At 37.8% G+C, this 26,899-nt stretch carries 21 protein-coding genes; 12 read left to right on the plus strand and 9 right to left on the minus strand.

From position 1 onward, the window contains the following. Positions 1 to 121 precede the first annotated feature (121 nt). The 4 genes from F8N35_RS12155 to F8N35_RS12170 all read left to right on the plus strand — a co-directional run bounded on the left by F8N35_RS12155 (position 122) and on the right by F8N35_RS12170 (position 6,727). On the plus strand, positions 122 to 1,678 hold the full coding sequence (locus F8N35_RS12155) for a cytochrome ubiquinol oxidase subunit I (RefSeq protein ID WP_293053369.1): 1,557 nt from the start codon (positions 122 to 124) through the stop codon (positions 1,676 to 1,678). 54 nt (positions 1,679 to 1,732) lie between these two features. Next, positions 1,733 to 2,881, plus strand: coding sequence for a cytochrome d ubiquinol oxidase subunit II (gene cydB, locus F8N35_RS12160; protein ID WP_293053372.1), 1,149 nt, complete (start codon positions 1,733 to 1,735; stop codon positions 2,879 to 2,881). Positions 2,882 to 3,006: 125 nt separating this feature from the next. Then, entirely contained in the window at positions 3,007 to 5,091 is a 2,085-nt protein-coding gene (locus F8N35_RS12165) for a M3 family metallopeptidase (RefSeq protein ID WP_293053375.1), read from the plus strand. A 514-nt stretch (positions 5,092 to 5,605) separates the two neighbouring features. Further along, positions 5,606 to 6,727, plus strand: coding sequence for an OmpA family protein (locus F8N35_RS12170; RefSeq protein ID WP_293053378.1), 1,122 nt, complete (start codon positions 5,606 to 5,608; stop codon positions 6,725 to 6,727). Between the two features lie 367 nt (positions 6,728 to 7,094). On the opposite strand, the gene aspS is transcribed toward F8N35_RS12170, so the two are convergent. The 3 genes from aspS to F8N35_RS12185 all read right to left on the minus strand — a co-directional run bounded on the left by aspS (position 7,095) and on the right by F8N35_RS12185 (position 11,841). Further along, a complete protein-coding gene (aspS, locus tag F8N35_RS12175) occupies positions 7,095 to 8,852 on the minus strand; it encodes an aspartate--tRNA ligase (RefSeq protein WP_293053381.1) in 1,758 nt (585 codons plus the stop codon). Between the two features lie 110 nt (positions 8,853 to 8,962). Further along, entirely contained in the window at positions 8,963 to 9,535 is a 573-nt protein-coding gene (locus tag F8N35_RS12180) for a DUF3109 family protein (protein ID WP_293053384.1), read from the minus strand. A 2-nt stretch (positions 9,536 to 9,537) separates the two neighbouring features. Then, complete coding sequence (locus F8N35_RS12185) at positions 9,538 to 11,841, minus strand: NADP-dependent malic enzyme (RefSeq protein ID WP_293053387.1); 2,304 nt, start codon at positions 11,839 to 11,841, stop codon at positions 9,538 to 9,540. A 370-nt stretch (positions 11,842 to 12,211) separates the two neighbouring features. Here F8N35_RS12185 and F8N35_RS12190 point away from each other — a divergent pair, with 370 nt between their 5' ends. Then, positions 12,212 to 12,706: a dihydrofolate reductase gene (locus F8N35_RS12190; protein ID WP_293053390.1), complete on the plus strand. Its 495-nt coding sequence runs from the start codon at positions 12,212 to 12,214 to the stop codon at positions 12,704 to 12,706. Positions 12,707 to 12,710: 4 nt separating this feature from the next. Here the strand turns inward: F8N35_RS12190 and F8N35_RS12195 are convergent, their stop codons facing one another. The 4 genes from F8N35_RS12195 to F8N35_RS12210 form a co-directional block, all read right to left on the minus strand. Beyond that, a complete protein-coding gene (locus F8N35_RS12195; protein WP_293053393.1) occupies positions 12,711 to 13,832 on the minus strand; it encodes a CapA family protein in 1,122 nt (373 codons plus the stop codon). 5 nt (positions 13,833 to 13,837) lie between these two features. Then, complete coding sequence (locus F8N35_RS12200; protein ID WP_293053395.1) at positions 13,838 to 14,749, minus strand: dihydroorotate dehydrogenase; 912 nt, start codon at positions 14,747 to 14,749, stop codon at positions 13,838 to 13,840. Then, on the minus strand, positions 14,737 to 15,510 hold the full coding sequence (locus F8N35_RS12205; RefSeq protein WP_293053398.1) for a dihydroorotate dehydrogenase electron transfer subunit: 774 nt from the start codon (positions 15,508 to 15,510) through the stop codon (positions 14,737 to 14,739). Before F8N35_RS12205 ends, F8N35_RS12200 begins: the two co-directional genes overlap by 13 nt. 64 nt (positions 15,511 to 15,574) lie before the next feature. Further along, positions 15,575 to 16,030 carry a helix-turn-helix transcriptional regulator gene (locus tag F8N35_RS12210; protein ID WP_293053401.1) on the minus strand — a complete coding sequence of 152 codons (456 nt, stop codon included), beginning with the start codon at positions 16,028 to 16,030 and terminating at the stop codon, positions 15,575 to 15,577. A gap of 899 nt (positions 16,031 to 16,929) precedes the next feature. On the opposite strand from F8N35_RS12210, the gene rlmD reads away from it, so the two are divergent. From rlmD to F8N35_RS12225, 3 genes are all read left to right on the plus strand, one after another. Further along, positions 16,930 to 18,339, plus strand: a complete 1,410-nt coding sequence (rlmD, locus tag F8N35_RS12215) for a 23S rRNA (uracil(1939)-C(5))-methyltransferase RlmD (RefSeq protein WP_293053404.1) — start codon at positions 16,930 to 16,932, stop codon at positions 18,337 to 18,339. Positions 18,340 to 18,678: 339 nt separating this feature from the next. Beyond that, entirely contained in the window at positions 18,679 to 19,257 is a 579-nt protein-coding gene (locus tag F8N35_RS12220) for a MarC family protein (protein ID WP_293053407.1), read from the plus strand. 3 nt (positions 19,258 to 19,260) lie between these two features. Then, positions 19,261 to 19,644 (plus strand): diacylglycerol kinase family protein, encoded by a 384-nt coding sequence (locus tag F8N35_RS12225; RefSeq protein ID WP_293053410.1) that lies wholly within the window; start codon positions 19,261 to 19,263, stop codon positions 19,642 to 19,644. On the opposite strand, the gene xseB is transcribed toward F8N35_RS12225, so the two are convergent. Further along, positions 19,641 to 19,841, minus strand: a complete 201-nt coding sequence (gene xseB / locus F8N35_RS12230) for an exodeoxyribonuclease VII small subunit (RefSeq protein ID WP_293053412.1) — start codon at positions 19,839 to 19,841, stop codon at positions 19,641 to 19,643. The genes F8N35_RS12225 and xseB overlap by 4 nt on opposite strands. A 104-nt stretch (positions 19,842 to 19,945) precedes the next feature. Beyond that, complete coding sequence (gene rfbB / locus F8N35_RS12235; protein WP_293053414.1) at positions 19,946 to 20,998, minus strand: dTDP-glucose 4,6-dehydratase; 1,053 nt, start codon at positions 20,996 to 20,998, stop codon at positions 19,946 to 19,948. Positions 20,999 to 21,304: 306 nt separating this feature from the next. Between rfbB and F8N35_RS12240 the strand changes: the two genes are divergently transcribed. The 4 genes from F8N35_RS12240 to F8N35_RS12255 all read left to right on the plus strand — a co-directional run bounded on the left by F8N35_RS12240 (position 21,305) and on the right by F8N35_RS12255 (position 26,888). Then, complete coding sequence (locus F8N35_RS12240; RefSeq protein ID WP_293053417.1) at positions 21,305 to 23,155, plus strand: DUF349 domain-containing protein; 1,851 nt, start codon at positions 21,305 to 21,307, stop codon at positions 23,153 to 23,155. Positions 23,156 to 23,279: 124 nt separating this feature from the next. Then, positions 23,280 to 24,659 carry a pseudouridine synthase gene (locus tag F8N35_RS12245; protein ID WP_293053419.1) on the plus strand — a complete coding sequence of 460 codons (1,380 nt, stop codon included), beginning with the start codon at positions 23,280 to 23,282 and terminating at the stop codon, positions 24,657 to 24,659. A 135-nt stretch (positions 24,660 to 24,794) separates the two neighbouring features. Beyond that, a complete protein-coding gene (locus tag F8N35_RS12250) occupies positions 24,795 to 25,484 on the plus strand; it encodes a M48 family metalloprotease (protein ID WP_293053422.1) in 690 nt (229 codons plus the stop codon). Between the two features lie 57 nt (positions 25,485 to 25,541). Continuing rightward, positions 25,542 to 26,888, plus strand: coding sequence for an MFS transporter (locus F8N35_RS12255; protein ID WP_293053425.1), 1,347 nt, complete (start codon positions 25,542 to 25,544; stop codon positions 26,886 to 26,888). Positions 26,889 to 26,899 lie beyond the last annotated feature (11 nt).

Genomic DNA, 26,899 nt, shown 5'->3' on the forward strand with positions numbered 1-26,899 from the left:
TTGGAATTGATTATTTCAATAGCTATATTTGCCGCTCAATTTTATTTAAAATAAATACAATTTCACAAACATAACTCTCTAAATTCTGGTGTAGTCGCCTAACAATCAATTTTATTTGCGCATGGAAACACTCGATTTATCTATCATTGACTGGTCTCGTGCCCAGTTTGCAATGACCGCTATGGATCATTGGATTTTCGTACCGTTGACATTGAGCCTTGGTTTTATTATGGCTGTAATGGAAACTGTATATTATAAAACCGGCAAAGCCGAATGGCAAACAATGACAAAGTTCTGGATGCGTCTTTTTGGCATCAACTTTGCCGTGGGTGTAGCCGGAGGTTTGATATTAGAGTTTCAATTTGGCACTAACTGGTCCAATTATAGTTGGCTTGTTGGCGACATTTTCGGAGCCCCGCTTGCTATTGAAGGTATCATGGCCTTTTTTCTGGAATCGACGTTCTTTGTTATCATGTTTTTTGGCTGGAACAAAGTCAGCAAAGGCTTTCACCTTGCAGCAACCTGGCTCACATGGTTCGGTGCCACTTTATCTTCGTTATGGATCTTGGTTGCAAATGCCTGGATGCAGTATCCTACAGGCACTTCTTTCAATATTGATACAGTTCGCAGCGAAATGACCGATTTCTGGGCTGTACTCTTCTCTCCTATGGCAATGAATAAATTTTTCCACACCGTTACATCGTCCTGGATTGTTGGGGCTGCATTTGTAATCGGTGTCAGTTGCTGGTATCTGATGAAAAAACGCAATATTGAATTTGCGCATAAAAGCATACGGATAGCTGCTGCTTTTGGACTATTGGGAATAATACTGGCGATGTACAGTGGTGATGGTTCAGCCTATCAGGTAGCTCAAAAGCAACCAATGAAACTCGCAGCTATGGAAGGCCTTTATCAGGGACATACAGGAGAAGGATTGGTTGCAATGGGTATTCTGAATCCGGCCAAAAAAGAATATAACGATGCTACAAATCCGTTTCTTATTAAGATAACGGCTCCTAAACTGTTGTCTTTTTTAGCTTTCAGAGATTTTGACGCCCACGTTCCCGGCATTAAAGACTTATTGGATGGTGGCTATCTGGAAACAAGACCTGACGGTCAGGCTGTCAAACCTGTCACAACAGACGAAAAAATAGTTTTCGGCAAAATGGCTCAAAACGCTCTCAAAGGTTATAAGCTTGCCAAAAAAGAGCACAATGATTCTCTGGCTTCAGTCAACAAAGCTGTTTTTGCAGCGACATCACCCTACTACGGCTACGGCTATATTAAAGACAAAAAACAGTTGATTCCGAATGTACCGCTTACTTTCTATTCATTCCGTTTTATGGTAATTTTCGGAGGCTTCTTCCTATTGTATTTCATCTTCATTCTATACATCCGTCGCAGAATTGAAAACATGAAATGGCTTCAGAAGCTTGCATTATGGGCTATACCTTTGGCCTACCTTACGTCTTTTTCTGGTTGGATTGTTGCTGAAGTCGGACGCCAGCCCTGGGCTATTCAGGATCTTCTGCCAACGTTTGCCGCGGTATCCAGCATACCAGTGAGCTCTATACAGACAACATTCGCATTTTTTGCCATACTGTTTATCGTGCTTTTCATTGCCATTGTGAGCATTATGGTGCACGAAATTCGAAAAGGGCCTGAACACATACAATAAGGTCCATTGTGACTGATAAATACTATCGATTAAATAATTTTTAATTCAACAATTATGGATTACGCTTTTTATCAAGAATATTGGTGGTTTTTAGTATCGTTGCTCGGTGCCATACTGGTCTTCCTGTTTTTTGTTCAGGGAGGACAATCTCTGCTGTATACCATTGGAAAAACCGACGAAGAAAGAACGCTTATGATAAATTCTATTGGAAAAAAATGGGAATTTACATTCACTACGCTGGTCACTTTTGGGGGCGGATTCTTCGCTTCTTTTCCGCTATTTTATTCAACCAGCTTTGGAGGCGCCTATTGGCCCTGGATGCTTATCTTAATATGTTTCGTTTTGCAAGCTTTTAGCTATGAATTCAGAAAAAAAGAGGGCAACATTCTGGGTCATAAAACATATGAAGCTTTTTTGCTTCTCAATGGATTTGTCGGCTTGCTGCTCTTTGGAACCGCGGTGGGAACTTTCTTTACCGGTAGCGAATTTCTTGTGAACAAAGAAAATATCTATCAACCGATGATGCCGGTGATTTCGACATGGCAAAACCCGTTACATGGACTTGAAGCTGTAGCTAACCCTCGTAATGTACTACTCGGACTTGCTGTTTTCTTCCTTGCCAGAGTGTTGGGAAGCCTTTATTTTATCAACAACATACGCCACGAGGCTATTAATGCACGCTCCCGGAAACAGGTATTAATCAATGCCGTTCTTTTTCTGGTCACATTCCTTACCTTTTGTATATGGACATTATGTGCAAAAGGATTTGCAGTACATCCTGAAACCGGAGAAGTTTACATGCAAAACGCTAAGTATTTCCACAACTTAATAGAAATGCCTTTGATTGGAATAATGTTGCTTGTAGGTGTTGTTGCTCTGTTATATGGCATTGGTATTGGCGTGTTCTGCTCTCGAAGCACAAAAGGAATTTGGTTTGCTGGTTTAGGTACCGTATTAGCTGTATTATCTCTGCTGTTAATTCTTGGCTATAACAATACCGCGTTCTACCCATCAGTGTCTGACTTACAAAGTTCGCTTACGATTAGAAACAGTTCTTCAAGTCTCTTTACATTAAAGGTAATGAGCGTTGTTTCTCTGTTTATTCCGGTAGTTTTGTCCTATATTTTTTATGCATGGCGAATGATGGATAAAAAGCAAATTGATGTCAACGAACTCAATAACAATCATAATCCTCAGTACTAAATACTGATGCAAATTTAAGAAAGCGTAAGCATGGTAAAACTACCCTGCTTACGCTTTTTTTATTTCATCCTTTTAGTATAAAAAACTAACTTTGCTATAGATTATAACCACACACATTTAAAATTATGACAGAAGAATCTACGCAATCTTCATTGAACAATGTTCCGAGAAACCCGTTCTTACATCCATTCGATACCCCACACGCAGCTATTCCGTTTAATAAAATCAAGCTCGAACACTATGTACCGGCATTTAAGGAAGCCATACGCATACATGAATCCGAAATTGATGATATTGTTGAGAATAAAGAAGTTCCTACGTTTCAGAATACAATTGAAGCCCTCGAAAATTCAGGACGCTTACTTTCTCTGGTAACAAATACATTCTTCAATCTTAACAGTGCAGAAACGACTGATGAGATGCAACAACTTGCAGAAGAGATTTCTCCGATGCTGACCGAGCATTCCAATAATATTTCCCTGAATACGCGACTATTTGACCGGGTAAAACATGTATTTACTCAAAAAGATAATTTAGAATTAGTCGCAGAACAACAAACCTTACTACAAAAAACATACGATAGTTTTGCCGATAACGGAGCAAATCTGAGTGATACAGATAAAATTACATATCGAGATCTTACAGAAAAACTTGACACTGCGTCTTTGACTTTCGATAGAAATATTCTGAAAGAAGTCAACGACTATACCCTGATTATTACAGATAAACATCTGTTGACCGGACTGTCTGATGATTATCTTGAAACTGCAGCAGCAAAAGCCTCTGCAAAGGGACAAAATGGATGGCTGTTCGATTTGACAGCTCCGAGTTATGTGCCAGCTATGAAATTTTTAAATAATAGGGAGTTGAGGCAGCAACTTTACATGGCATTTTGCACCAAAGGAATCCATAACGATGCCAATGACAATCAGGAGATCATGCGCTCCATTGTCAATAACAGACTGCAACTTGCTCAGTTATTAGGTTATAAAACATATGCAGCATATGTACTGAAAGACCGAATGGCTGAAACAAGTGACAATGTATACAAACTGCTGAATGAACTGTTAGCCGCTTATAAACCTGTAGCTGATAAAGAAATTGAAGCTGTGCAGGAATATGCCAAGAGTCTCGGATTTACAGAACAATTACAGCCCTGGGATTGGGCTTACTATGCAGAAAAGCTCAAAGATCAAACATTCACTTTCAATGAAGATTCATTGCGTCCGTATTTTGAACTCAACAATGTTATTACGGGAGTCTTTGGATTAGCAACTAAATTATACGGTATTACCTTCAAAGAAAACGCTGATATTCCCGTTTATCACCCGGAAGTAAAAACCTTTGAGGTATTTGACCACAATGGACAATACCTTGCCCTACTCTATACTGACTTTTTCCCCCGAAAAGGAAAACGACCGGGAGCATGGATGACAGAATTCAAAGGACAATGGAAAGAAGGAGAATACAATCATCGTCCTCATATCTGTCTGGTGATGAATTTTACCCGTCCTACGAAAACAAAACCGGCACTTCTTTCCTTCGATGAAGTGAAAACATTCCTGCATGAATTTGGCCATGCCCTCCATGGCATTTTTTCCAATACAATGTATCTATCGCACTCGGGAACGTCCGTACATCGCGATTTTGTAGAATGCCCCTCTCAGTTCATGGAAAATTATGCTATTGAAAAAGAATTCCTTGATGATTTTGGATTCCATTATCAAACGAAAGAACTAATTCCTTCGGAGATGATCCGTAAAATCAAAAACGCAGAAAACTATAATGTAGGATATCAATGCGTACGTCAATTGAATTTTGGGTTCATCGATATGGCATGGCATATGCTTGAAAAAGACTTTTCTACTAATGTGATTGAGTTTGAAAAACAAGCTGAAAAGCAGACACAATTATTACCTTCTCTTGAAAATACGTGTATCAGTACGGCATTCGGACATATCTTTTCAGGTGGGTATGCTGCCGGATACTATAGTTATAAATGGGCTGAAGTACTTGCTGCCGACTCTTTTGCAGCCTTTCAAAATGCCGGCATCTTTAATCAGGACGTAGCTAATTCTTTCCGCAATAATATTCTTTCCAATGGAGGATCCGAAAAACCCATGACCTTATACAAACGATTCAGAGGTCAGGAACCATCAATCAATGCTTTGTTGGTTGCCAATGGAATGACGGCTCATACACCAAAATAAAAATCTGAATCGAATAAAATAAATTCATTATTAACATTTCAAGAGGTATTTAATCAATAAACATTCACTATTTCATGCTAATATTTAAAGTCGAAATACTTAATATAAGTAAAAATAAAATCAATTTGATCCATTTTTTGTTTATTATCATATCATAACCACTTGTATTAATGGGCATTTGTAGAATTTTTCATTCCTATATCTCATTGACTGTTTGTCTTTTCACTAATTATTATTCAATCCTTTTTTGATTTGATTTTTTTTAACTATATTCAGAAAGTCAGATATAATATTAGCACTATCTTTGTTTCGAATTTATTTGACTGAGAGTATAAAAAACCACCATTTTTCTACATTTCGTATTTGTTTTTATGAGAGAAAAGGCATTTTCTTCAAATCAACCTTAGATAAATCCTGACCATAAGAATTCTAATTTTAAGAAAATATTCTTAGACTTACTATAGAGTATAAAGTGAAAAAAATCAAGCTGTTGTTTAATTAAAATTTTTGAAAAATGAAAAAAATCATTACATGTGGATTGCTACTGTTTGCTTTCATTGCAGTAGCAAATGCTCAAGCTGACAAAAAAGCTGATGCAAAAGAAGCCAAAGCTACTTTTCAGCCAGGTTGGTATATGAGTCTCTATACCGGTTACAACTTATTTTTGGGTGAAGGAAGTAACATTTTGCAAAGCGGAAATTCTATCAATTTCAGAAAAGATGGAGGTTTGCTTTCTACTTTCGGCTTAGGTTACGATTTTAATCCGGTAATTGGCGTACGTGGCGAATTAGGCTGGGCTCGTCATGGCTGGAAAGGAGTTTCGGCAACAGGAGTAACGGATCCTCATTGGTGGAGTGCTAACCTGACCGGTGATCTTACTGTAAACTTGAGCAACTGGTGGGGTGGTTACAATCCTGACAGAATCTTTGATGTTACCGCATTTGGAGGTCTTGGATTAGGCGTTCGTTCAGCACATGAAGTTGCAGCAAAAAAACAAGTAACTCCTATTGTACGCGCAGGTTTACTTGGAAGCTTCCATCTTTCAAAACAATTTGATCTGAACGCAGAAGTAGCAACTAACGCAGTTCGTGATGGCTTCAATGGAGTAAAAGCAGGCCTTTTCTTTGATGATTTCACAGCTTTCCAGGTTGGTTTTACATACCACTTCAAAGCTACATCTAAAGCAGCTCCCGCACCTGCTCCTGAGCCAGTAATCCAAATCAAAGAAGTTGTAAAACACGATACCGTGTTTGTTAAGGTTCCAGCTCCAAAAGTAACAAAAACAGTTACTAAAGAATTTGCTAAAGAAATCTTCTTTGGGTTTGACAACTCTAGCGTAAAAGATCTCAATCAGAAAGCTTCAATTGAAGAAACCGTTGCATTCCTGAAAACTAACCCAGATGCAAAATTAACCATTGATGGTTATGCTGATAAAAATTCTGGTAGCAAAGCTTACAACCTGAAATTAAGTAAAAAACGCGCTCAGGCTGTTGCAAAAGCTATTACAAAAGCGGGTGTTGACAACAGTCGTTTAACAGTTGTAGGACACGGTGTAATCCCACAGCTGTACAAAGAAAAAGCTAAAAACCGTCTCACTACATTGAAATCTTCTTACCAAGTAGTAGAAGTTCAATAATAGAAGAGAAATGAAAAGTTTTAAGAGGATGTTCGATTGAACATCCTCTTTTTTTTGCCCCAACCCATTCATGCCACCTTACAAGGGCCATTCCAGATAAGCATTTCTGTGATCTACACAGTCACAGAAATGCTACCTAAACAAAACATCAAACACTATCATGTGCAACAAGTGGTATTACTTCAAATAATACTTATACAATAATCTACATATAAATTATTTATAACATTTTATATGTTTGTAATTGAGTTCAAAAAACACATTCACCAAGACCAACCTCGACCAGAACGTTGCATTTAAATACACGTTGATACAAAAAAAGCAGAGCTATTAGCTCTGCTTTGCTTTATAAAAGGCATTATTTTACTTATTCAACACTCGGCATTGTAATATGAATGTTGAGTTCTTTCAGCTGAGATTCTTCTATTTGAGAAGGCGCTCCACTCATCACATCCCTACCCGAGTTATTTTTAGGAAATGCAATACAATCACGAATGCTGTCCAACCCTGCAAAAAGAGACACACAACGATCCAACCCAAAAGCCAAGCCTCCATGAGGTGGTGCCCCATATTTGAACGCATCCATAAGAAATCCAAACTTGTATTGTGCTTCCTCCTCTGAAAAGCCCATTAAACGAAAGATCTTATGCTGAAGTTCGCTGCTGTGAATACGAATAGAACCACCACCAAGCTCAACTCCATTTATAACCATGTCATAAGCGTATGCCCTAACCCTGCCCGGATCTGATTCCAGAAATGGAGTGTCTTCAAGATTTGGAGAAGTAAAGGCATGATGCATGGCATAAAAACGCTGTGTTTCTTCATCCCATTCAAACAAAGGAAAATCAATTACCCACAACGGAGCAAAATTATTTTTATCCCGTAAGCCTAAGCGATTCCCCATTTCCAAACGTAACTCACACAACGCCTTTTGTGTTTTCACTTTTGATCCGGCCAAAATCAGGATCAAGTCTCCTGGCTTAGCATCCATAGCGTCTGTTATCTTCTTCAAATCATCAGCGGTATAAAATTTATCGATTGAAGATTTAATTGTTCCATCTGCTTCATACTTAATGTAAACCAGTCCTTTTGCACCAATTTGAGGACGTTTTACAAAATCGGTAAGCTCATCTAACTGTTTTCTGGTATAAGTAGCACATCCTTCAGCACAAATACCTCCAACATAGTCAACGCTGTCGAATACGACAAAATCATGTCCCCCAACCAACTCTTTCAATTCGACAAAAGTCATTCCAAAACGAATATCCGGCTTGTCTGAACCATATAACCTCATAGCATCAGCGTACGTAATGCGAGGCAAAGAATCAATTGTAATGTCCTTTACATACTTGAAAAGATGAATCATCATCCCTTCAAACAAATTGAGCACATCTTCTTGCTCTACATAAGACATCTCACAATCTATCTGAGTAAATTCAGGCTGACGATCAGCACGTAAATCTTCATCTCTGAAACATTTTGCTATCTGAAAATAACGGTCAAAACCTGAAACCATCAATAATTGTTTATACAATTGAGGAGACTGAGGCAAGGCATAAAATTCACCAGAATTCATTCGGGATGGCACCACAAAGTCTCGGGCTCCTTCTGGTGTCGATTTGATTAAAATCGGGGTTTCTACTTCCAGAAAATTTTGTTGATCGAGATAACGACGTACCTCAAAAGCAATACGATGTCTTAATTCCAAGTTTTTACGAACGGAAGAACGGCGCAAATCAAGATAACGATACTCCATTCTCAGGTCATCACCTCCATCTGTGTCATCCTCTATAGTAAATGGCGGTGTCTTAGATTCATTGATTATATTTAATTCATTGACAATTAATTCAATGTCACCTGTAGATAAATTCGGATTCTTATTACTTCGCTCCGCTACTTCACCTTTGACCTGAATAACCCATTCACGCCCCATGCGATTTGCTTTTTCGCACAATCCAGCATTAACATCCTGATTAAAAACTAATTGAGTAATTCCATAGCGATCACGCAAATCCACGAAGGTCATACCTCCCATTTTGCGCGTTTTTTGTACCCAACCGGCTAAAGTGACGGTCTCATTAACATGAGTATGGCGAAGTTCGCCGCAAGTATGCGTTCTAAACATGTGATTCTTTTTTTGTGCAAAAATAGTAAATTATACAGATAAAAATAAACGAACCCCGCTCAATCTTCATTGAAAATTAAGCGGGGCGCTTGTTTGTTATGAATCTTTAATTATTGTTTTGCAATATGCTCAGCAGCAACAATAAGCTGATCATACCATTGTTGACCAAACTTTCTAATTAAAGGTTCCTTGAGATATTGATACAATAATAAGTTCTTCTTTCTTCCATCAACAACAGCATCTTTGCAAATATGCCATTTATGATAGTTTACGGCCTGAAAAGTGGGAAACTTTTTTGTGCGTATCGGGTATAAATGACACGAAATTGGTTTTCTGAATGTTGTTTTACCTGAATTGTACAATTGCTCAAGCAAACAACTCCAAATACCATCTTCTCCTTTTGATGCAAAAACACATTCAGCACCATGAACAATAGAAATTGCCATATCACCTTCCCGGTCAATATAAGCCACTCCCTGCTCATTAATTACCTTTTGTGCACTTAGCGTCAGCTGATCCCATATTAATGGTAAAATCTCTTCTATTTGAGCTATTTCATCCAATTCAACGGGAGCCCCCTCTTCGCCTTCCACACAACAAATGCCTTTACATGCTTTCAAATCGCAACAAAAGCACTGATCGAACAGGTCCAAGCTTATAATTGTATCATCAATCTGTAACATCCTTATACTAAATCTCCAACTTTATTATTTCGTTTTTGGTCTACGACAATAGCATCTAATACTGACACAATAGTCATGTTCACGATATCCCGAACAGAACTTTCAACATCAAGAATATGAATTGGCTTATTCAATCCCATCTGAATCGGACCAATCATATCTGCTAAGCCCATCTCCAGCAAAAGCTTACTAGCTGTATTCGCAGAGCTTAAATTAGGAAATACTAATGTATTAACATCTCTTCCGGCTAATTTATTGAAAGGATATTTTTCATCACGCAATTTCTTGTTAAGCGCAATGTTTACCTGCATTTCTCCGTCAACAATCATATCCGGGCACTCTGCATGAAGTCGTTTTACTACATTATGCACACTGGCTGGGCTTCCTGCTTTGTCAATACCAAAATTAGAATAAGAGATCATTGCCATAACAGGTTGATGATTAAAGAATTTGACAGCATCATTAGCTAATTTAGCAATATCCATCAGCACGTCTGCATTTGGATGTCTGTTAAATAAGGTATCCGCCAGGAAGAATGTTCCCTTTTTCGTGTTAAGAATATGCATTGCTGCGATATTATTTACACCTTCTCTGATTCCTATCACCTGTTTTGCTGCATTAATACTTTCAGTAAAGTTTGTGTAGGAGCCAGTTATCATCGCATCTGCATCGCCGGTTTCTACCATCATCATACCAAAATAATTACGTTCAAACATTTTTTCAAGAGCATCTGTAAGAGTCATACCATCCCGACCACACTTTTCTGTAAGCAATGACGCATAACGTATACGACGCTCTTCTTCCCTATCATGGCGCAAATTGACTATTTCAATTCCTGAAAGGTCGATATTGTTTTCTGCTGCCATTTTTTCAATACGCTCTTCATTTCCAAGCAAAATGGGATAACATACGCCCTCTGCTTTAGCTAGTTCAGCAGCTTTAAGCACATTCAAAAGATTAGCTTCTGAGAATACCACTCTTTTCGGACTTTGGCGAGCCATCTCAACAAAGTGGCGCAACATCTTGTTGTCCGAACCCATCAGTTCGCGCAACTTATCCTTGTATGCTTCCCAGTCTTCAATCTGAATGCGGGCCACACCTGAATCAATTGCAGCTTTGGCTACCGCTGGTGCTACTGTTGTAAGCAATCGGGGATCCAAAGGTTTAGGAATTATGTAAGAGCGGCCAAAACTAAGTTTGCTTAAATTGTACGCAGCGTTAACTACATCTGGAACCGGCTTTTTAGCCAATTCGGCAATAGCACGCACAGCTGCAACTTTCATTTCTTCATTGATAGTTCTGGATCTTACATCCAAAGCACCTCTGAATATATAAGGAAATCCTAGTACGTTGTTGATTTGGTTAGGATAATCAGAACGTCCGGTCGCAAACAGAATATCACCGCGCGAATCCATTGCATCCGCATAAGAGATTTCAGGATTCGGATTAGCTAATGCAAAGACAATAGGGTCTTTAGCCATTGTCCGAACCATTTCTTTGCTCAACACGTCGGCAACAGATAATCCTAAGAAAACATCTGATCCATATACTGCGTCTGCAAGGGTTTTTAGATCTGTTCGAGAAGTAGCAAATTCTTTTTTCTGCTCTGTAAGGTTGCTACGTGTATCGCAAATAACACCCTTACTATCAACCATCACAATATTCTCTCTTTTTGCCCCCAAGCAAATATAAAGGCGTGCACAGGAATTTGCTGCTGCACCGGCACCGTTTACGACGATTTTTACTTCTTCTATTTTCTTACCTACAATTTCAAGCGCATTTAATAACCCCGCTGCCGAAATAATAGCAGTTCCGTGCTGATCATCATGCATTATAGGTATGTCGAGCTCTTCTTTTAAGCGGGTTTCAATTTCGAAACATTCAGGTGCTTTGATATCTTCCAGATTTATACCTCCGAAAGTAGGTGAAATAGCTTTTACAGCCTGAATGAATTTTTCAGGATCTTTTTCGTTGACTTCAATGTCAAAAACGTCAATACCTGCGAATATCTTGAATAATAAGCCTTTACCTTCCATAACAGGTTTTCCGGCCAAAGCTCCAATATCACCTAATCCTAAAACTGCTGTCCCATTAGAAATGACAGCAACCAGGTTGCCTTTGGCTGTGTAGTCATATGCTGTATCCGGATCTTTTTCGATCTCGAGACAAGGCTCTGCCACACCTGGTGAATAAGCTAAAGATAAATCTGTTTGTGTACTGTAAGGTTTTGTAGGAACCACCTCAATTTTACCGGGTTTGCCTTGTTTATGATAGTTTAAGGCATCCTCTCTTGTTAGTTTAGCCATGGTGTAGTATTTGATAATGATGTTAATAATTAATCGCAAATTTAGCATTTTATCTCATTAAACCGGAAACCAAACAAGGCTTATTTTCTTCGATATTCAAAAAATAAGCTAAATATTGCGTCAATTTATCACAATTTTCACAACTCCACGAATGAGTGCCAATTAGCTCTTAAATAGCATCTCATAACAACGTAAGCAATGATCAAATTTAACAAACATGCAATAAGCTGTTAGTATTCAATATCAAAATCAGAATATTCTATGATTATTTCAACAATAATCTTCAGAAAAGAGTACCAATAATATGCCACGCTTCAATTTTTTTAAGAGTATTTTTATCTATTTTTGCACCACAAATCGGATCCTGATTATGCCACACATTTCAATTATCGCAGCTGTAGCCTCCAACGATGCAATTGGTAAAGATAACGCTCTTCTATGCCATCTTCCAGGTGATTTACAGCGCTTCAAACAACTTACCCTTCACCATACCATCATAATGGGACACAAAACGTTCTTATCGCTTCCCAAGGGCGCTTTACCCAATCGCAAAAACATTGTTTTAAGCAAAACGGTACAGACAATTCCAAACTGCATTGTAATGGGGTCTCTCGAAGAAGCTTTAGAAGTTTGCAAAGATGAGGACGAAGTATTTATTATTGGAGGAGGAATGCTTTACAAACAAGCTTTACCATTAGCTGATCGCCTCTACCTGACTCATATTCATGCAAGTCTCGATGGCGATACATTTTTTCCTTTGGTAGATTATAGCCAATGGACCGAAACAATACGAGAAGACCTAAATTCCGGAGAAAAATGCCCGCATTCGTACTCCTTTGTCAATTATGAACGAAAGTGTAATTGATTGATTATTTAAATCTTTGCAGATTGGAGAGACGTTTTTGCGTGTCCTGATCAAAAGTGACCAACATTGAATCATCGTGGGCAGGCAAACTTACAGATAGTAATCCATTTCTGTATTTCTCTGTAGGAATTAGATAGTATTGAAACTTACGGTTCAAGGTCCCTTTATAAACGTAAAATGGTAGGTAGTCTACTTTTTTAATTTTACAGCTATTCTTTAGAATGGTAAACCTTGCCAATATTCCCCCGTTAGAATTACGCCAACGTTGATTGGAAATCATGTTCCCTAAGGAATAAAATACAGGCACTTTAGAGCTATCTGAACGACTCAACATCGCAAAATTCTGCACTACATGAGGATGGGAACCTACAATAGCATCAACTCCGGCTTTTGTCATAAAAGATGACATGTTTTCCTGAATAGCGTTTGATTTCAATTCATATTCATTTCCCCAATGAATGGTCATTACTACAAATTGAGCTCCCCTTTTGCGAGCAGTCTGAATATCATTTCTAATTTGTACTGTATCAATTAAATTAACTATTCTAGGTGCAGAAACTACATGTCCATTTGTGCCAAAAGTACAGTTTAGGAATGCTATTTTCAAGCCTTTCACTTCTATTATCAATGGGTACAAAGAATCCCTCTGTGCCTGATTGAGATATACTCCCGTTGATTTTACTCTCTTATTAACCGTAATATAAGAACGATCAATCCCATTCCCTCCTCTGTCTGCAACATGATTATTCGCTAATTGCATAACCTTGAATCCTGCATTTACAGCTCCATCTAACAAAGCATCGGGGCTTGAAAAACAAGGATAACCACTATATGGTTTTCCTGCCAAAGGAACTTCCAGATTAGCTATAGCAATGTCTGCCGATTTAATATAAGGCTCTATATAAGTATAACAAGGATTGAAATCGTAAGTCTTTGTAGATTTATTATAAGCAGCTTCAATTTGAGGTACATGCCCCATAATATCTCCGGCGAATAGTAAAACAATGGAGTCATTTTGAATAACTTCGCCTTTCGTATTATACTTTATATCAGGTACTTTATACGATAAAGAAACCCAAACTATGGATAATAGTATAAACATTGGTATGTACCAGCCTTTCTTCATTAAAATTAAGCCTCTAAAGCTCCGATTATATCATAAATAGAAGAATACCCATGTCTGTCAAGATACTCATTTATACCTTCAACAACTTTCACGCTGATAGCCGGGTCTATAAAATTTGCTGTACCTATTTGAATGGCAGTTGCTCCGGCAAGAAAAAATTCAATTGCATCTGCCGCATTCATGATTCCCCCCAAGCCTATTACTGGTATTTTAACTGTCTTTGCAACCTGCCATACCATCCGCAATGCTACCGGCTTGACACAAGGCCCGGATAAGCCTCCTGTTATCGTTGAAAGATATGGTTTTCTGGTTTCGGCATCGATCGCCATTCCTAATAATGTATTTATTAATGATACAGAATCAGCACCTTCGTCTTCAACGGCCTGAGCAATAGATACTATATCTGTCACATTAGGCGATAATTTCACAATCAGGGTCTTGGAATAGGCTTTACGAACAGCACGAACGACTTCTGCCGCACCGGCACAACTTACACCGAAAGTCATGCCGCCTTGTTTCACGTTAGGACACGATATATTTAGCTCAATTGCCGGTATTTTATCCAGTTCATTAACCTTCTCTGCTGTCGCCACGTAGTCTTCAATGGTAGACCCGGAAACATTAACCATTATATTGGTATCGTAATCTTTTATGCGAGGATAAATAGACGAAATGAAATAGTCAACACCTTTATTTTGCAGTCCTACAGCATTTAACATGCCGGATGGTGTCTCCGCCATACGTGGATAAGCATTGCCTTCTCTATGTCGAATAGTAGTTCCTTTGGTAAAAATACCACCTATTCGATTTAGATCCATGAAATCGGTATACTCTTCTCCGAAACCGAAAGTTCCGGATGCTGTTGTTACCGGATTTTTGAACTCTAATTCACCTATTCTTATCTTCAAATCTGCCATGATAATTCTTTTGTGTTAAATACCGGACCTTCAGAACAAACGCACTTATGACCGCTTTGAGTCTGTGTTACGCAACATAAGCAAGCGCCAAAACCACAAGCCATTTTATTTTCAAGCGAAGCCTCGCATTCAATAGCATTATTCTGAGCAAATCTGGCAACAGCCTGCATCATAGGCGTCGGCCCACATGTGTATATTTTATCAATATGTTGCTGTAATATAGAATGTTGCGTAACAAAACCCTTTTCTCCAGCACTTCCATCTTCGGTAGTTATGAAAACATCACCAAATTGCTTAAAATCATCTATTTGCATCAAACCGTCAGCAGATCTGGCACCTAACAAAAACATCGGATTACAGCCTTGCTGCTTTAATAAAGATCCCATGTATAATAATGGAGCTATTCCGACTCCACCTCCCACTAATAATAAACGGGATTGAGTACTTTGTGGCATTGTAAAGGAATTTCCTAATGGAAGAAGCATGTTTACTACATCTCCTGTCTTATATTCAGACATCTTTCGGGTTCCTTCTCCTACTTTTTGAACCAATAACCACAGTTCATTCCTCTGTTTATCAACGAAATTAACGGATATAGGACGTCTAAGGAATACTCCGGGAGCATTATCTACCCTGACCTGCACGAACTGACCTGGCAGCATCTCTGGAAGTTTCTCTTTATGAGTAAATTTCAATAAAAAATGGCTGCTTCCCAGCGGAATATTCGCGGAAACAACCATATCTAACGAGCATTTTTTCATATGTAATAATTTGACTGCAAAATTACGCAGTTATCTCTTAACTTACAAGAAATGTCGATAACTTCTACTGCTTGTCTTGAAGTGCATTTGGAAGAAACTCTTCAAAAGTCATATCGGAATAGTATACGGTTATCTTTTTAACGGTTTTCTCTTTCACAACAGCGCATTTTTCTATTACTTTTTCTGATTCTACCTGCTTCACTTCTTTTTCCTGCAAATTTTTATCAACCGTTTTTTGCTCATAAATAGCAGTATTACTGGATATTTCAGGCTTAATATCAAATAATGAACCCTGTCGAGACGGCAATTCTTCGCGATACATTGCTCCAACGCCTAAAATAAGCCAATCTGGATTGATTGTCGGAAAGGCATTCAGGATTTTCTGAGCAACTTCCAGGCTTGGTTTATTACGTCCATTCAAGATATGAGAGACAACCGATGGTTGTGTTCCAATCATAATTGCAAATCGAGTAGGAGATATTTGCTCCACTTCCATCAATTTTGATATGCGATCTTTCATAAGACTTCAACATTAAGGATTTCTACCAATAATAGGGCTAAATGCGCCATCAAGTGCTTTGATAATTGTAAAAACAAGTCTCTGGCACTCGATTTTAAACACTACAAATGTAAACAATATTCTTCACAAATGAAATACATTACAATTGTACATTATATCCATTTGTAAATACATTTGTAAAATGTAGCGTATATAACAAAGATAGATCAAAAAGCAGATTAATCAGCACTTTACGGAGGTATAAATAAGATTTACATATTAATTATTTAGTTTATGTGAACAGCTTTATAATGCTTATTAATAGCTATTTAATTACATATATGCATACTTTATCAGTAACTTAAGTCTAAAACAGTGATAATACTATCTTTTTATTAATTATAAAATTGAATAAATACTGATAATTCATTAGAATATAGTTTATTATATAAATAGTTTATACGCTTGTTAATTGCTTGTAGAAGTCTCACTTCACATATGGAAATTCACATCAAAATATCTTGATTAACCTTATCATAAAACAATCCGGTTTGCTGCTTTACAATTGTAATATACTTGTTTGTTTTCAAATGTAAATTACATATGTAAATATCGGCATAAACACAAGCAAAGTGAAATAGTAAACTTTCGAGAGAATGTTGGAAAAATATTCGATCAGGACGATTTCACTTATTTCGTTTGGATGGTCTAACTATTCTGCTTTTTGCAAATGAATATATTCTCTTATTTTTCAATTGATTAATTCATATTTGATCGCATTTAGAGCAACTGAGAGTGCGATATTTACTAACGGATAAGAAATTTGTATGGTTTTATGCAACTCTGACGAAATTATGTCTCATTCCAATTTGCATAGGAGATTATAAAACTCTACTTTTGCACTCTAAATTGATTTTATTGTGAGACGTACTAAAAAACCACTTCCCATTCTTGAAAATGTAACTATCTTGGATGTGGCCGCTGAAGGAAAAGCGATCGCCAAGAATAATGACATGGTCATCTTTGTTCCTTATGTTGCTCCCGGCGATATTGCGGACATTCAGCTAACCCGTAAAAAAAACAGCTATGCAGAAGGAAGAGCTGTACATATCCACTCCTATTCAACAGAAAGAGTAGAACCAATATGCGAACATTTTGGAGTATGTGGTGGTTGCAAATGGCAACATCTAAACTATCAAGCTCAGCTAAAGTACAAACAGCAACAAGTCACAGACAATCTTACCCGGATTGGTAAAATTGAATTGCCCGATATTTCACCAATACTGGGATCAAAGGATATCACACATTACCGAAATAAGCTTGAATTCACTTTCTCGAATAAACGCTGGATGACAGACGAAGAAATCAAATCCAACACTCAATTTGAAGATATGAATGCTTTGGGATTTCATATTCCAACTTATTTCGATAAAGTATTAGACATAAAAAAATGTTGGTTACAAGACGATATTGCAAATCAAATCCGATTGGCGGTTAGAAGCTTTGCCATAGAGCATCAACTTGCATTTTTCGACCTGAGAAACCAGGCTGGGTTCCTTAGAAATATGATAATTCGCACGAGCACCACGGGTGAATTGATGCTAATCATGGTCTTCTTTAAAGAGGATAAAGAAAAGCGTGAAAATCTATTGAATCATCTCTTATCGTTGTTTCCGAACATCACATCTCTGGTTTATATTGTCAATGAAAAAGTGAACGATACCATCACAGACCAGGATGTTGTTTTATACCACGGCAGAGATCATATCTTTGAACAAATGGAGGATTTGAAGTTCAAGATTGGAGCTAAATCGTTCTATCAGACTAATTCGAAACAGGCTTATGAATTATATAAGGTTGTCAGAGATTTTGCGCAATTATCGGGGAATGAACTGGTATATGACCTTTATACCGGAACAGGTACGATAGCCAATTTTGTATCTCATCAAGCGAAAAAAGTGGTTGGTATTGAATATGTACCGGAAGCTATCGAAGATGCAAAAGTAAATTCAGAGCTAAACAGCGTGAAAAATACTTTGTTTTACGCAGGAGATATGAAAGACATTCTGAACAACGACTTTATCAATGAGCATGGACATCCGGATGTGATCATAACAGATCCCCCACGCGCAGGAATGCACACCAATGTCGTTGATGCCATTATCTTTGCGGCTCCGCAAAGAATTGTATATGTTAGTTGTAATCCTGCTACGCAAGCCAGAGACTTAAGTCTGCTGGATGAACAATATAAGGTTACACGCGTGCAACCTGTAGATATGTTTCCTCATACTCATCACGTGGAGAATGTGGTTCTTTTAGAAAAGAGATAAAGACTGTATTCGGAAAATTAGAACCTGGATATTTGGAGATTAAATTGACTTAGAACACAAGAGTCCTTAGATAGGAAGCATTTTTTGAAATTAGTTACTTGCTATATTCTAAGAATTTCATTAGCAGACTAATTTTATCTTTATATTTTGTATATCAACAAATTAACGTCGCGAACAAGCAAATATTTCGTTGTACGCAAATTTGTTCGCAAAGCTAAACAGTCTGATTTCAAGCATTGGATGTAGAGAATCGCCAACAAGTAAGAATACTTTTATCGACTCCGGAAAACGATATTCACATCATCGTTTTCGATAGCCGAAAAATCAATATATATTATTATGCATTTTGATTTGCTAGAAATAACAAGCGCTTTCGTTGTACTGTTTGCAATTATTGATGCTCTTGGTTCAATTCCTATTGTGTTGAGCATCAAACAGAAACAACGCATTAATCCTCTGACTGTTGTTGGAGCATCATTTGGGGTAATGCTCGGCTTTCTATATGCCGGAGATATTGTACTAAGCATGTTCGGTGTTGACATCAAGTCTTTTGCGGTTGCTGGTTCCTTCGTGCTATTTTTTATGGCGATGGAAATGACGTTAGGTATTGAGATATTCAAAATGGATGGACCAGAGAAAGCTGCATCTATTGTTCCACTTGCTTTCCCGCTAATTGCAGGTCCCGGATCATTCACCTCCCTACTCTCACTTAGGGCTGAATATCAAACAATTAATATCATAATAGCACTTCTGCTCAACATGGTGTTTGTATATTTGGTACTTGTACTCACGGATAAGATAGAAAAATTTATAGGGAAAGGCGGAATCTATATTCTGCGAAAGTTTTTTGGCATCATTCTACTTGCTATTGCCGTTAAACTATTTGCAACAAATATTGCCACTTTCTTTAATCACTAGATTATGGCACAAACGGGCTTTTCGTTCAGTCGCTTACTCAGAAGTTTTGGCTATGCCGCTAAAGGAATCGTAGCTTCATACTCAAAAAATCATGTCAACATCAAAATACATACTATTGTTGCATTGGTAACAATAGTGTTGGGTGTACTATTGTCGATAAGTGCGATGGAATGGGCGATTGTGATATTATGCTGTGGAGTTGTAATCGCAGCTGAAATGTTAAATACCGCGATGGAAGCGTTGGTCGATATGGTTTCTCCCGAATGGAATTCTAAGGCAGGACTGGTGAAAGATATTTCTGCGGGAGCTGTATTGATATTGGCGATCACTTCTGTTGTAATCGGATTGATAATCTTTCTCCCTAAAATTATTGCTCTGCTGAATTAATTGATATCATCAAGCATTTGCTGAATTTCTGTATCTGTATCAAATAATTGTTGCTTACAGCGTTCAATAATCAGCGAAGCTTTTTTTACCAACGGAGACAATTCTTCTAAAGAAATGTCCTGAGACTCAAGTTTTGCCAATATTTCTTCAAGTTCTTTCAAAGAATCTGTATAGGATATTTTTTTTGCTGTAGCCATGTGCTCGTAGAATTTATTGAATCAAAATTAGGGTTGCTTTGAAAACAGAAAAACCTGCATTAAGATGTGCTGATTTCTCTGTTATATTATTTGAATACAATTATTTATCTATTTTCGTATTGTTTGGCATAATACTTCTGGTATTCACCACTTGTAATGTTCTCCATCCAGCTTTCATTTGCCAAATACCAATCTACTGTTTTTTCAAGCCCTTCTTCAAATTGCAGAGAAGGATGCCATCCAAGTTCTCTTTGTAGCTTAGACGAATCGATAGCATAACGTAAATCATGGCCTGCCCGGTCTGTCACAAAAGTGATCAGCTTCGCAGACTCTCCATCCGGACGTCCCAACTTTTTATCCATAATTTTGCACAACAAATGAATTAAATCAATATTAGTCCATTCATTTATTCCTCCGATATTGTAAGTTTCGCCGACCTTACCCTTATGAAAAATGGTGTCAATCGCTGACGCGTGATCTTCAACAAATAACCAGTCTCTAATATTTTCACCTTTACCATAAATTGGAATCGGCTTATTATGTTTGATGTTGTTAATTGAAAGAGGAATCAGCTTTTCCGGGAATTGATGAGAGCCATAATTATTAGAACAGTTTGAAACTACAACCGGAAGACCATATGTATGATGGTATGCCCTTACAAGATGATCGGAACTGGCTTTAGATGAGGAATATGGACTCCTTGGATCATACGGAGTTGTTTCTGCGAACATTCCGGTTTTACCAAGAGAACCATACACTTCGTCGGTTGAAATGTGGTAAAAAAGACGACCTTCCATTTTTTCTTTCCATGATTCTTTTGCGGCGTGAATCAAGTTAACTGTGCCTAAAATATTTGTTCGGATAAAAGAAAACGGGTCTGTAATTGATCTATCCACATGAGACTCTGCAGCAAGATGAATAACTCCATGAAAATCAAACTGATTAAACAATGCTTGAATAGCTTCAGTATCTGTTATATCGGCTTTAACAAACGTATAATTAGATTGTTGGGCAACATCTGTCAAATTCTCAAGATTCCCTGCATAAGTTAATGCATCCAGGTTAACAATGTGATAATCCGGATATTTATTAACAAACAAACGGACTACATGAGATCCAATAAAGCCGGCACCGCCGGTAATTAAAATAGTTTTCATCTATCAAATTTATTAATACAAGCCATATTTGCAATCCGCAAACCACCTGCTTACTGATTCATTACAAAAAAACAACTGCAAAGATATAAAGATTGTATTAAAATGACTATTCCGGAATAATACACAACTAATTATTGTTGCTCACTTAATGACCAAATAAAGATTGTGTTTTAGAGTCTCAGAAATTGGATTTTTGTTTGTAGTCACAAAAAAAGTAATTACTTTTGCATTTATATGAATAAGTGAGATTTGGTTCTATATTCCGGATTTCACAAGCTCCTAAATACTCTAAATATTACACAGCGTATGGACTTAATGGATGACAACAAAGCTCAACTTCCGGTAAATGAAGTTAGCAAAGAGGAATCAATTGCTTTACAAGAAACCGAAAGTGGAATTGTAGATCAGGAACAAGAGAATGTTGACACAACAAACAACTTTACTGAAGCTTATGTTGCTCTTTCTCAAACGGAATTAGTAGAAAAGCTCAAAGAAGTTATGAATAAGTCTATTGCTGAAATAGAAAAAGATGAGATTGATGCAATCAGGCAATTATTCTACAAGAAAAATAAAGCCGAGATAGAAAATCAGAAAAAAGCCTTTATTGAGAATGGCGGAGAAGAATCGGCCTTCGAACCCGAGGCTGATAACAACGAGATTGCTCTTAAAGAATTGCTTCAAAAATACAGAGAAGAAAAAGCATCCCATTATGATGCAATCGAAAAAGAAAGAGAAGAAAATCTTTCTAAGAAAGTGGCGATTCTCGACCAACTAAAAACGATTGCAGAATCAGGAGATTTGGGAGAATCTTTATCTGTATTCAGGAAACTTCAGCAAGAATGGAAAGCAATTGGTCAGGTGCCGCAAGCCAAAGTCAATGAATTGTGGAAAACCTACAATTTATACATGGAGCGTTTCTATGATTTGATAAAAATCAACAACGAAATGCGCGACTATGATTTCAAAAAGAATTTGGAACAGAAAACAGTGCTTTGTGAAACGGCCGAAAAACTTACTGAAGAAAAGGATGTTGTTGCTGCATCACGCCTGCTTCAAAAACTTCACGAAGAATGGAGAGAAATAGGTCCTGTAGCCCGCGAACTTAGAGAAGAATTGTGGAATCGCTTCAAAAATGCTTCAACGGTCATCAATAAGAAACATCAGGAATTTTTCGCATCATTGAAAGCGCAGGAAGAAGTCAATCTAACTGCAAAAACATCATTATGCGAGCAAGTGGAGGCTATAGATCTTACCACATTAAAAACATATAAAGACTGGGAAGCAAAAACTACTGAAATAGTTGGCCTTCAGCAACAATGGAAAACCATTGGTTTTGCTCCAAGAAAAGAAAACATAAAAATATACGAACGCTTCCGTTCTGCTTGCGATCAATTCTTCCGCTCCAAGAGCGAATTTATGAAAGCAACCAAAGCTGAACTCGACACAAACTATGAAAAGAAGAAAGCATTGTGTGAAAAAGCTGAATCGCTAAAAGACAGCACGGATTGGAAAGCGACAACACAAATAATGGTTGACATTCAAAAAGAATGGAAAACTGTTGGACCTGTACAGAAGAAATATTCTGATATGCTTTGGAAACGTTTTGTTTCTGCTTGTGATTATTTCTTTGAACAAAAAGAAAAAGTGTTTTCTTCAAAAAAATCAGAAGAACACACCAACCTTGCACTTAAGAAAGATTTGATTGATAGCATAGCGAATTTTGTCAAAGGGGAAGATGTTCAGGAATCATTAACTGAATTAAAAGCCCTTATTGCAAAATGGAGTACTATCGGACACGTTCCTTTTAAGGAAAAAGACAAGATTTTCAAAGCATTCAAAGATGCTGTGAACAAACAAATGGATGCATTAAACATTGATGCAATAAACAGAAAATTAATATCTTTCAAAGACAACATCGAAAAAATTGCAGACGGAGAACATCCGAATCAGTTATATCGTGAACGTGAAAAATTATTACGAATTTACGATAGTTTGAAAGCAGAAATTTCCACCTATGAAAACAACATGGGCTTTATCTCTGCAAAATCAAAAAAATCTGATTTTATAGTTCAAGAGCTGGAACACAAGATCGAACGACTGAAAGAAGAACGCAATTTAATTGAAAAGAAAATCAAACTGATAGACGAGAGTCTGTAATTAGAATCATTCATATTTTATATTTATCAACAAAGCTAATTAGGGTTATTGCAAGTATTTGGGATATTTTCGATAGCCGAATAGCATGTATTGCTTAATTTATTTACATTAATTACTTCTTAAAATGGATTTTAGAGACGAAAGAAGGCAACGTCCCGAATATAACTCGGGAGATAATGCCAGCCGTGATGGTAACAAAAGAGAAGGACATTCGCGTCCGCGTATTTCAAGAAACCCGGGCAACGGACCTGTATCATCTTCGAACTTTGACAGGCCCAGAGAAAATGACAATCAACAACAACGCCCGTACAACCGCAATTACAACAATCAGGAAGGTGGCTATCAACAGCGTCCTTCTTATAACCGTGACAATAATGGCGGTGGTTACAACCGTAACTACAACCGTCCAAACTCTGACCGTCCTTATAACAGAGATTATAACAACAATAATAATAATAATAATAATAATAATAATCGTTCATATAATCAGAATAGCGACGGGCAACAACAATCATACAATCGCTACAACAGAGACGGGAATTCATACCAACCTCGTCAACAGCAGTATAGAGATGGTAATGACCAACAACGCAGACCATCGTACAGAGAAGGAGGCGATAACTACCAACGTAACAATTACAGAGATGGAGGTCAACGCCCCTACTCCAACCGTCCATTTAACAACCGTGGAGGTGGATACGGACAACGCCCGGGCGGATACAACAATCCCCGCCAAGGTAGTTTTTCTCATGGCAAAATGTATGAGCAACCAGCAGTTGATCCGAACGAACCAATCCGCTTAAACAAATATCTTGCTAATGCGGGTATTTGCTCGCGCCGCGAAGCTGATGAATACATACAAGCCGGTGTTGTAAGCGTTAACGGTAAAGTTGTTCAGGAACTTGGAGTTAAAGTTATGCCAACGGACAAAATTATGTTCCATGAACAACCGGTTCAAACAGAGCGTAAGATTTACATTCTGCTTAACAAACCAAAAGATTTCGTGACAACTGTAGACGATCCAAAAGAACGTAATACAGTTCTTGATTTGGTGAGAAATGCATGCAAAGAAAGAATTTATCCGGTTGGCCGTTTGGACAGAAGCACAACCGGTGTTTTACTCCTTACCAATGACGGAGATTTGGCATCCAAGCTCACTCATCCGAAATATAATAAAAAGAAAATCTATCACGTATATCTGGACAAACCACTGACAAAGGCTGACATGGAGCAAATTGTAAGTGGAATTGAACTGGAAGACGGAGAAATCCACGCTGATGAAGTTCATTATGTAAATGATGATGACAGACAACAAGTTGGGATCGAAATACACTCTGGTCGAAACCGTATTGTTCGTCGTATTTTTGATCATTTAGGTTACCGTGTAAAACGTCTGGATCGTGTCTTCTTCGCCGGTTTGACAAAGAAAAATCTTCCCCGCGGCAAATGGCGCTTTCTCAGTCAAAATGAGGTCAACATGCTGAAAATGGGAGCTTTTGAATAAACAAGCTACTTTTGAACGATGAGAGCAAAAGCTAAATTTTTATCTATTCTTGCATTATTTTCTTTGTTGTCATGTTCAACATTGAATCAGGTAAACCTGTACACAATAGATGACGACAAAAAACTTGGAAATCAAATGTTTGAGCAAATTCAAACTGATACCAAGGAATATCCTTTGATGGATGAAACTAAATATGCCAAAGCCTATGCTCAGGTACGCCAGATTATGAATACAATACTTCAATCGGGTCAGGTTGAGCATGCAAAAGATTTTGAATGGAGCGTCAAATTAATTGATGCTGATGTTCTTAATGCTTTTGCTTGTCCTGGTGGAAAGATGTATGTGTACAGGGGATTAATCCAATATCTGGATAATGAAGCTGAACTTGCCGGAGTGATGGCTCATGAAATTGGGCATGTTTCAGGACGGCATTCTACCCGCCAAATGACAAAACAGTATGGCGTGGCAGCATTAACCAGTATGATTCTGGGCAAAAATGCAAGCCAGTTAGCAACAACTACAGCTCAAATTGCAGGGAATCTTGGAGGTTTAGCGTTCAGCAGAAGTGATGAATCTGAAGCAGATGCTTTTGCTGTAAGAGTTTTAACTGCTACGGATTATAATCCTTTGGGCGTCGCCGGATTCTTCAAAAAAATGGAAGATGAAGGAAAAAGCAATAACACTCCGGCTATTTTAAGTACTCACCCTTCATCTCCTGACAGGATCAGCAAGATTACTGCCGTATGGCAATCGTTGGGATCAAAAAAGGGAAATGATTATGCTGAGCGGTACAAGCTTCTCAAAAAGAATGTTGCGATAAAATAAGAAACGAAGCCGTCAGTAAAATGACGGCTTTTTTTAATTTCTATTCCTACTCATTCAATGTTATTAGTTACACGTTTACAACACATTAAAGAGTGGCTAATTGAACTGGTTCCAAATAACAAGACTGCACTTACTTCTATATTTGAATCTCTTCAATATAGAAATTACAGGCTATACTTTAACGGACAGATCATATCTCTGATAGGGACTTCAATGCAACAGGTCGCTATGAGCTGGCTCGTGTATCGTTTAACCGGTTCAATCATGCTTTTAGGAACGGTGGCTTTCCTAACTCAAATACCAAGCCTGTTTGTTTCTCCTTTAATGGGCGTAGTAAACGACCGTTTTGACAGGAAAAAGCTACTTATACTAACGCAAGCATTATCGATGATTCAAGCATTGCTAATGGCTGCTCTGGTATTGACCGATAACGTCAGAATTATTCATATTCTTATACTTAGCGTATTCCTTGGCTTGATAAATTCTTTAGATGCTCCGGTTCGACAAGCTTTTTATACCAAACTGGTACCGGCAAAAGTTTTAGGGAATGCTATAGCGCTCAATTCGGCAACTTTTAATTGCACCAAGCTGATCGGCCCAACTATCGGAGGAATTCTTATCGCTTTGGTAGGAGAAGGAATCTGTTTCCTGATTAACGGACTCAGTTTTATCGGTGTAATCATTGCTCTTGTTCATATCCAGACCGGACATCGCCAGACTTCTGCTATCAACGGGAATGTTTGGAATGAATTAAAAGAAGGATTTAATTACAGCGTTGGCTTTTTACCTATCCGTAGCATATTGATTTTCATAGTTGTATTAGCCTTGCTCTCCTTCCCATTTCCTATGATGCTGCCAGCATTCGTAAAATCAGAATTACACGGACAAAGTGATTTGTATGGATATTTTATCGCAGCTACAGGGGTCGGATCTCTTATTTCAACGCTGTACCTTGCTGCAAGAAAAAGCGTCTTAGGCTTGGCTAAAATTGTCATGTTTGCCTGCGCAATTCAGGGCATTTCATTAGTCGCATTTTCTTTAACTCATACGGTTTGGCTCTCTTTGGTTATTTGTTTTTTCATCGGTTTTTCCTATATTGCATGTCTGGCATCTTGCAATACATTGATTCAAAGCCTTACAGATGAAGACAAACGAGGCCGTGTGATGAGTTATTATACAATGGCATTTCTTGGATTCACCCCTATTGGATGTTTATTACAAGGATATGCAGCTGAGAAAGTTGGACTTTCTACTATCTATCTGATTTGTGGAATTTCAGTCTTTCTTACTGCCGTGGTTTTTGGCTATTATCGTCCGGCTATCCGCAAGGCTTCGCGACCAATATACGTCAAAAAGGGGATCATCACTGAGATTGCGTATGGTTTACAATCTTCTAAAAACTAACATTATACAGC

Origin of the sequence: Paludibacter sp. (genome assembly GCF_009712605.1) — a bacterium.
In the GTDB taxonomy this organism is placed as follows: domain Bacteria; phylum Bacteroidota; class Bacteroidia; order Bacteroidales; family Paludibacteraceae; genus Microbacter.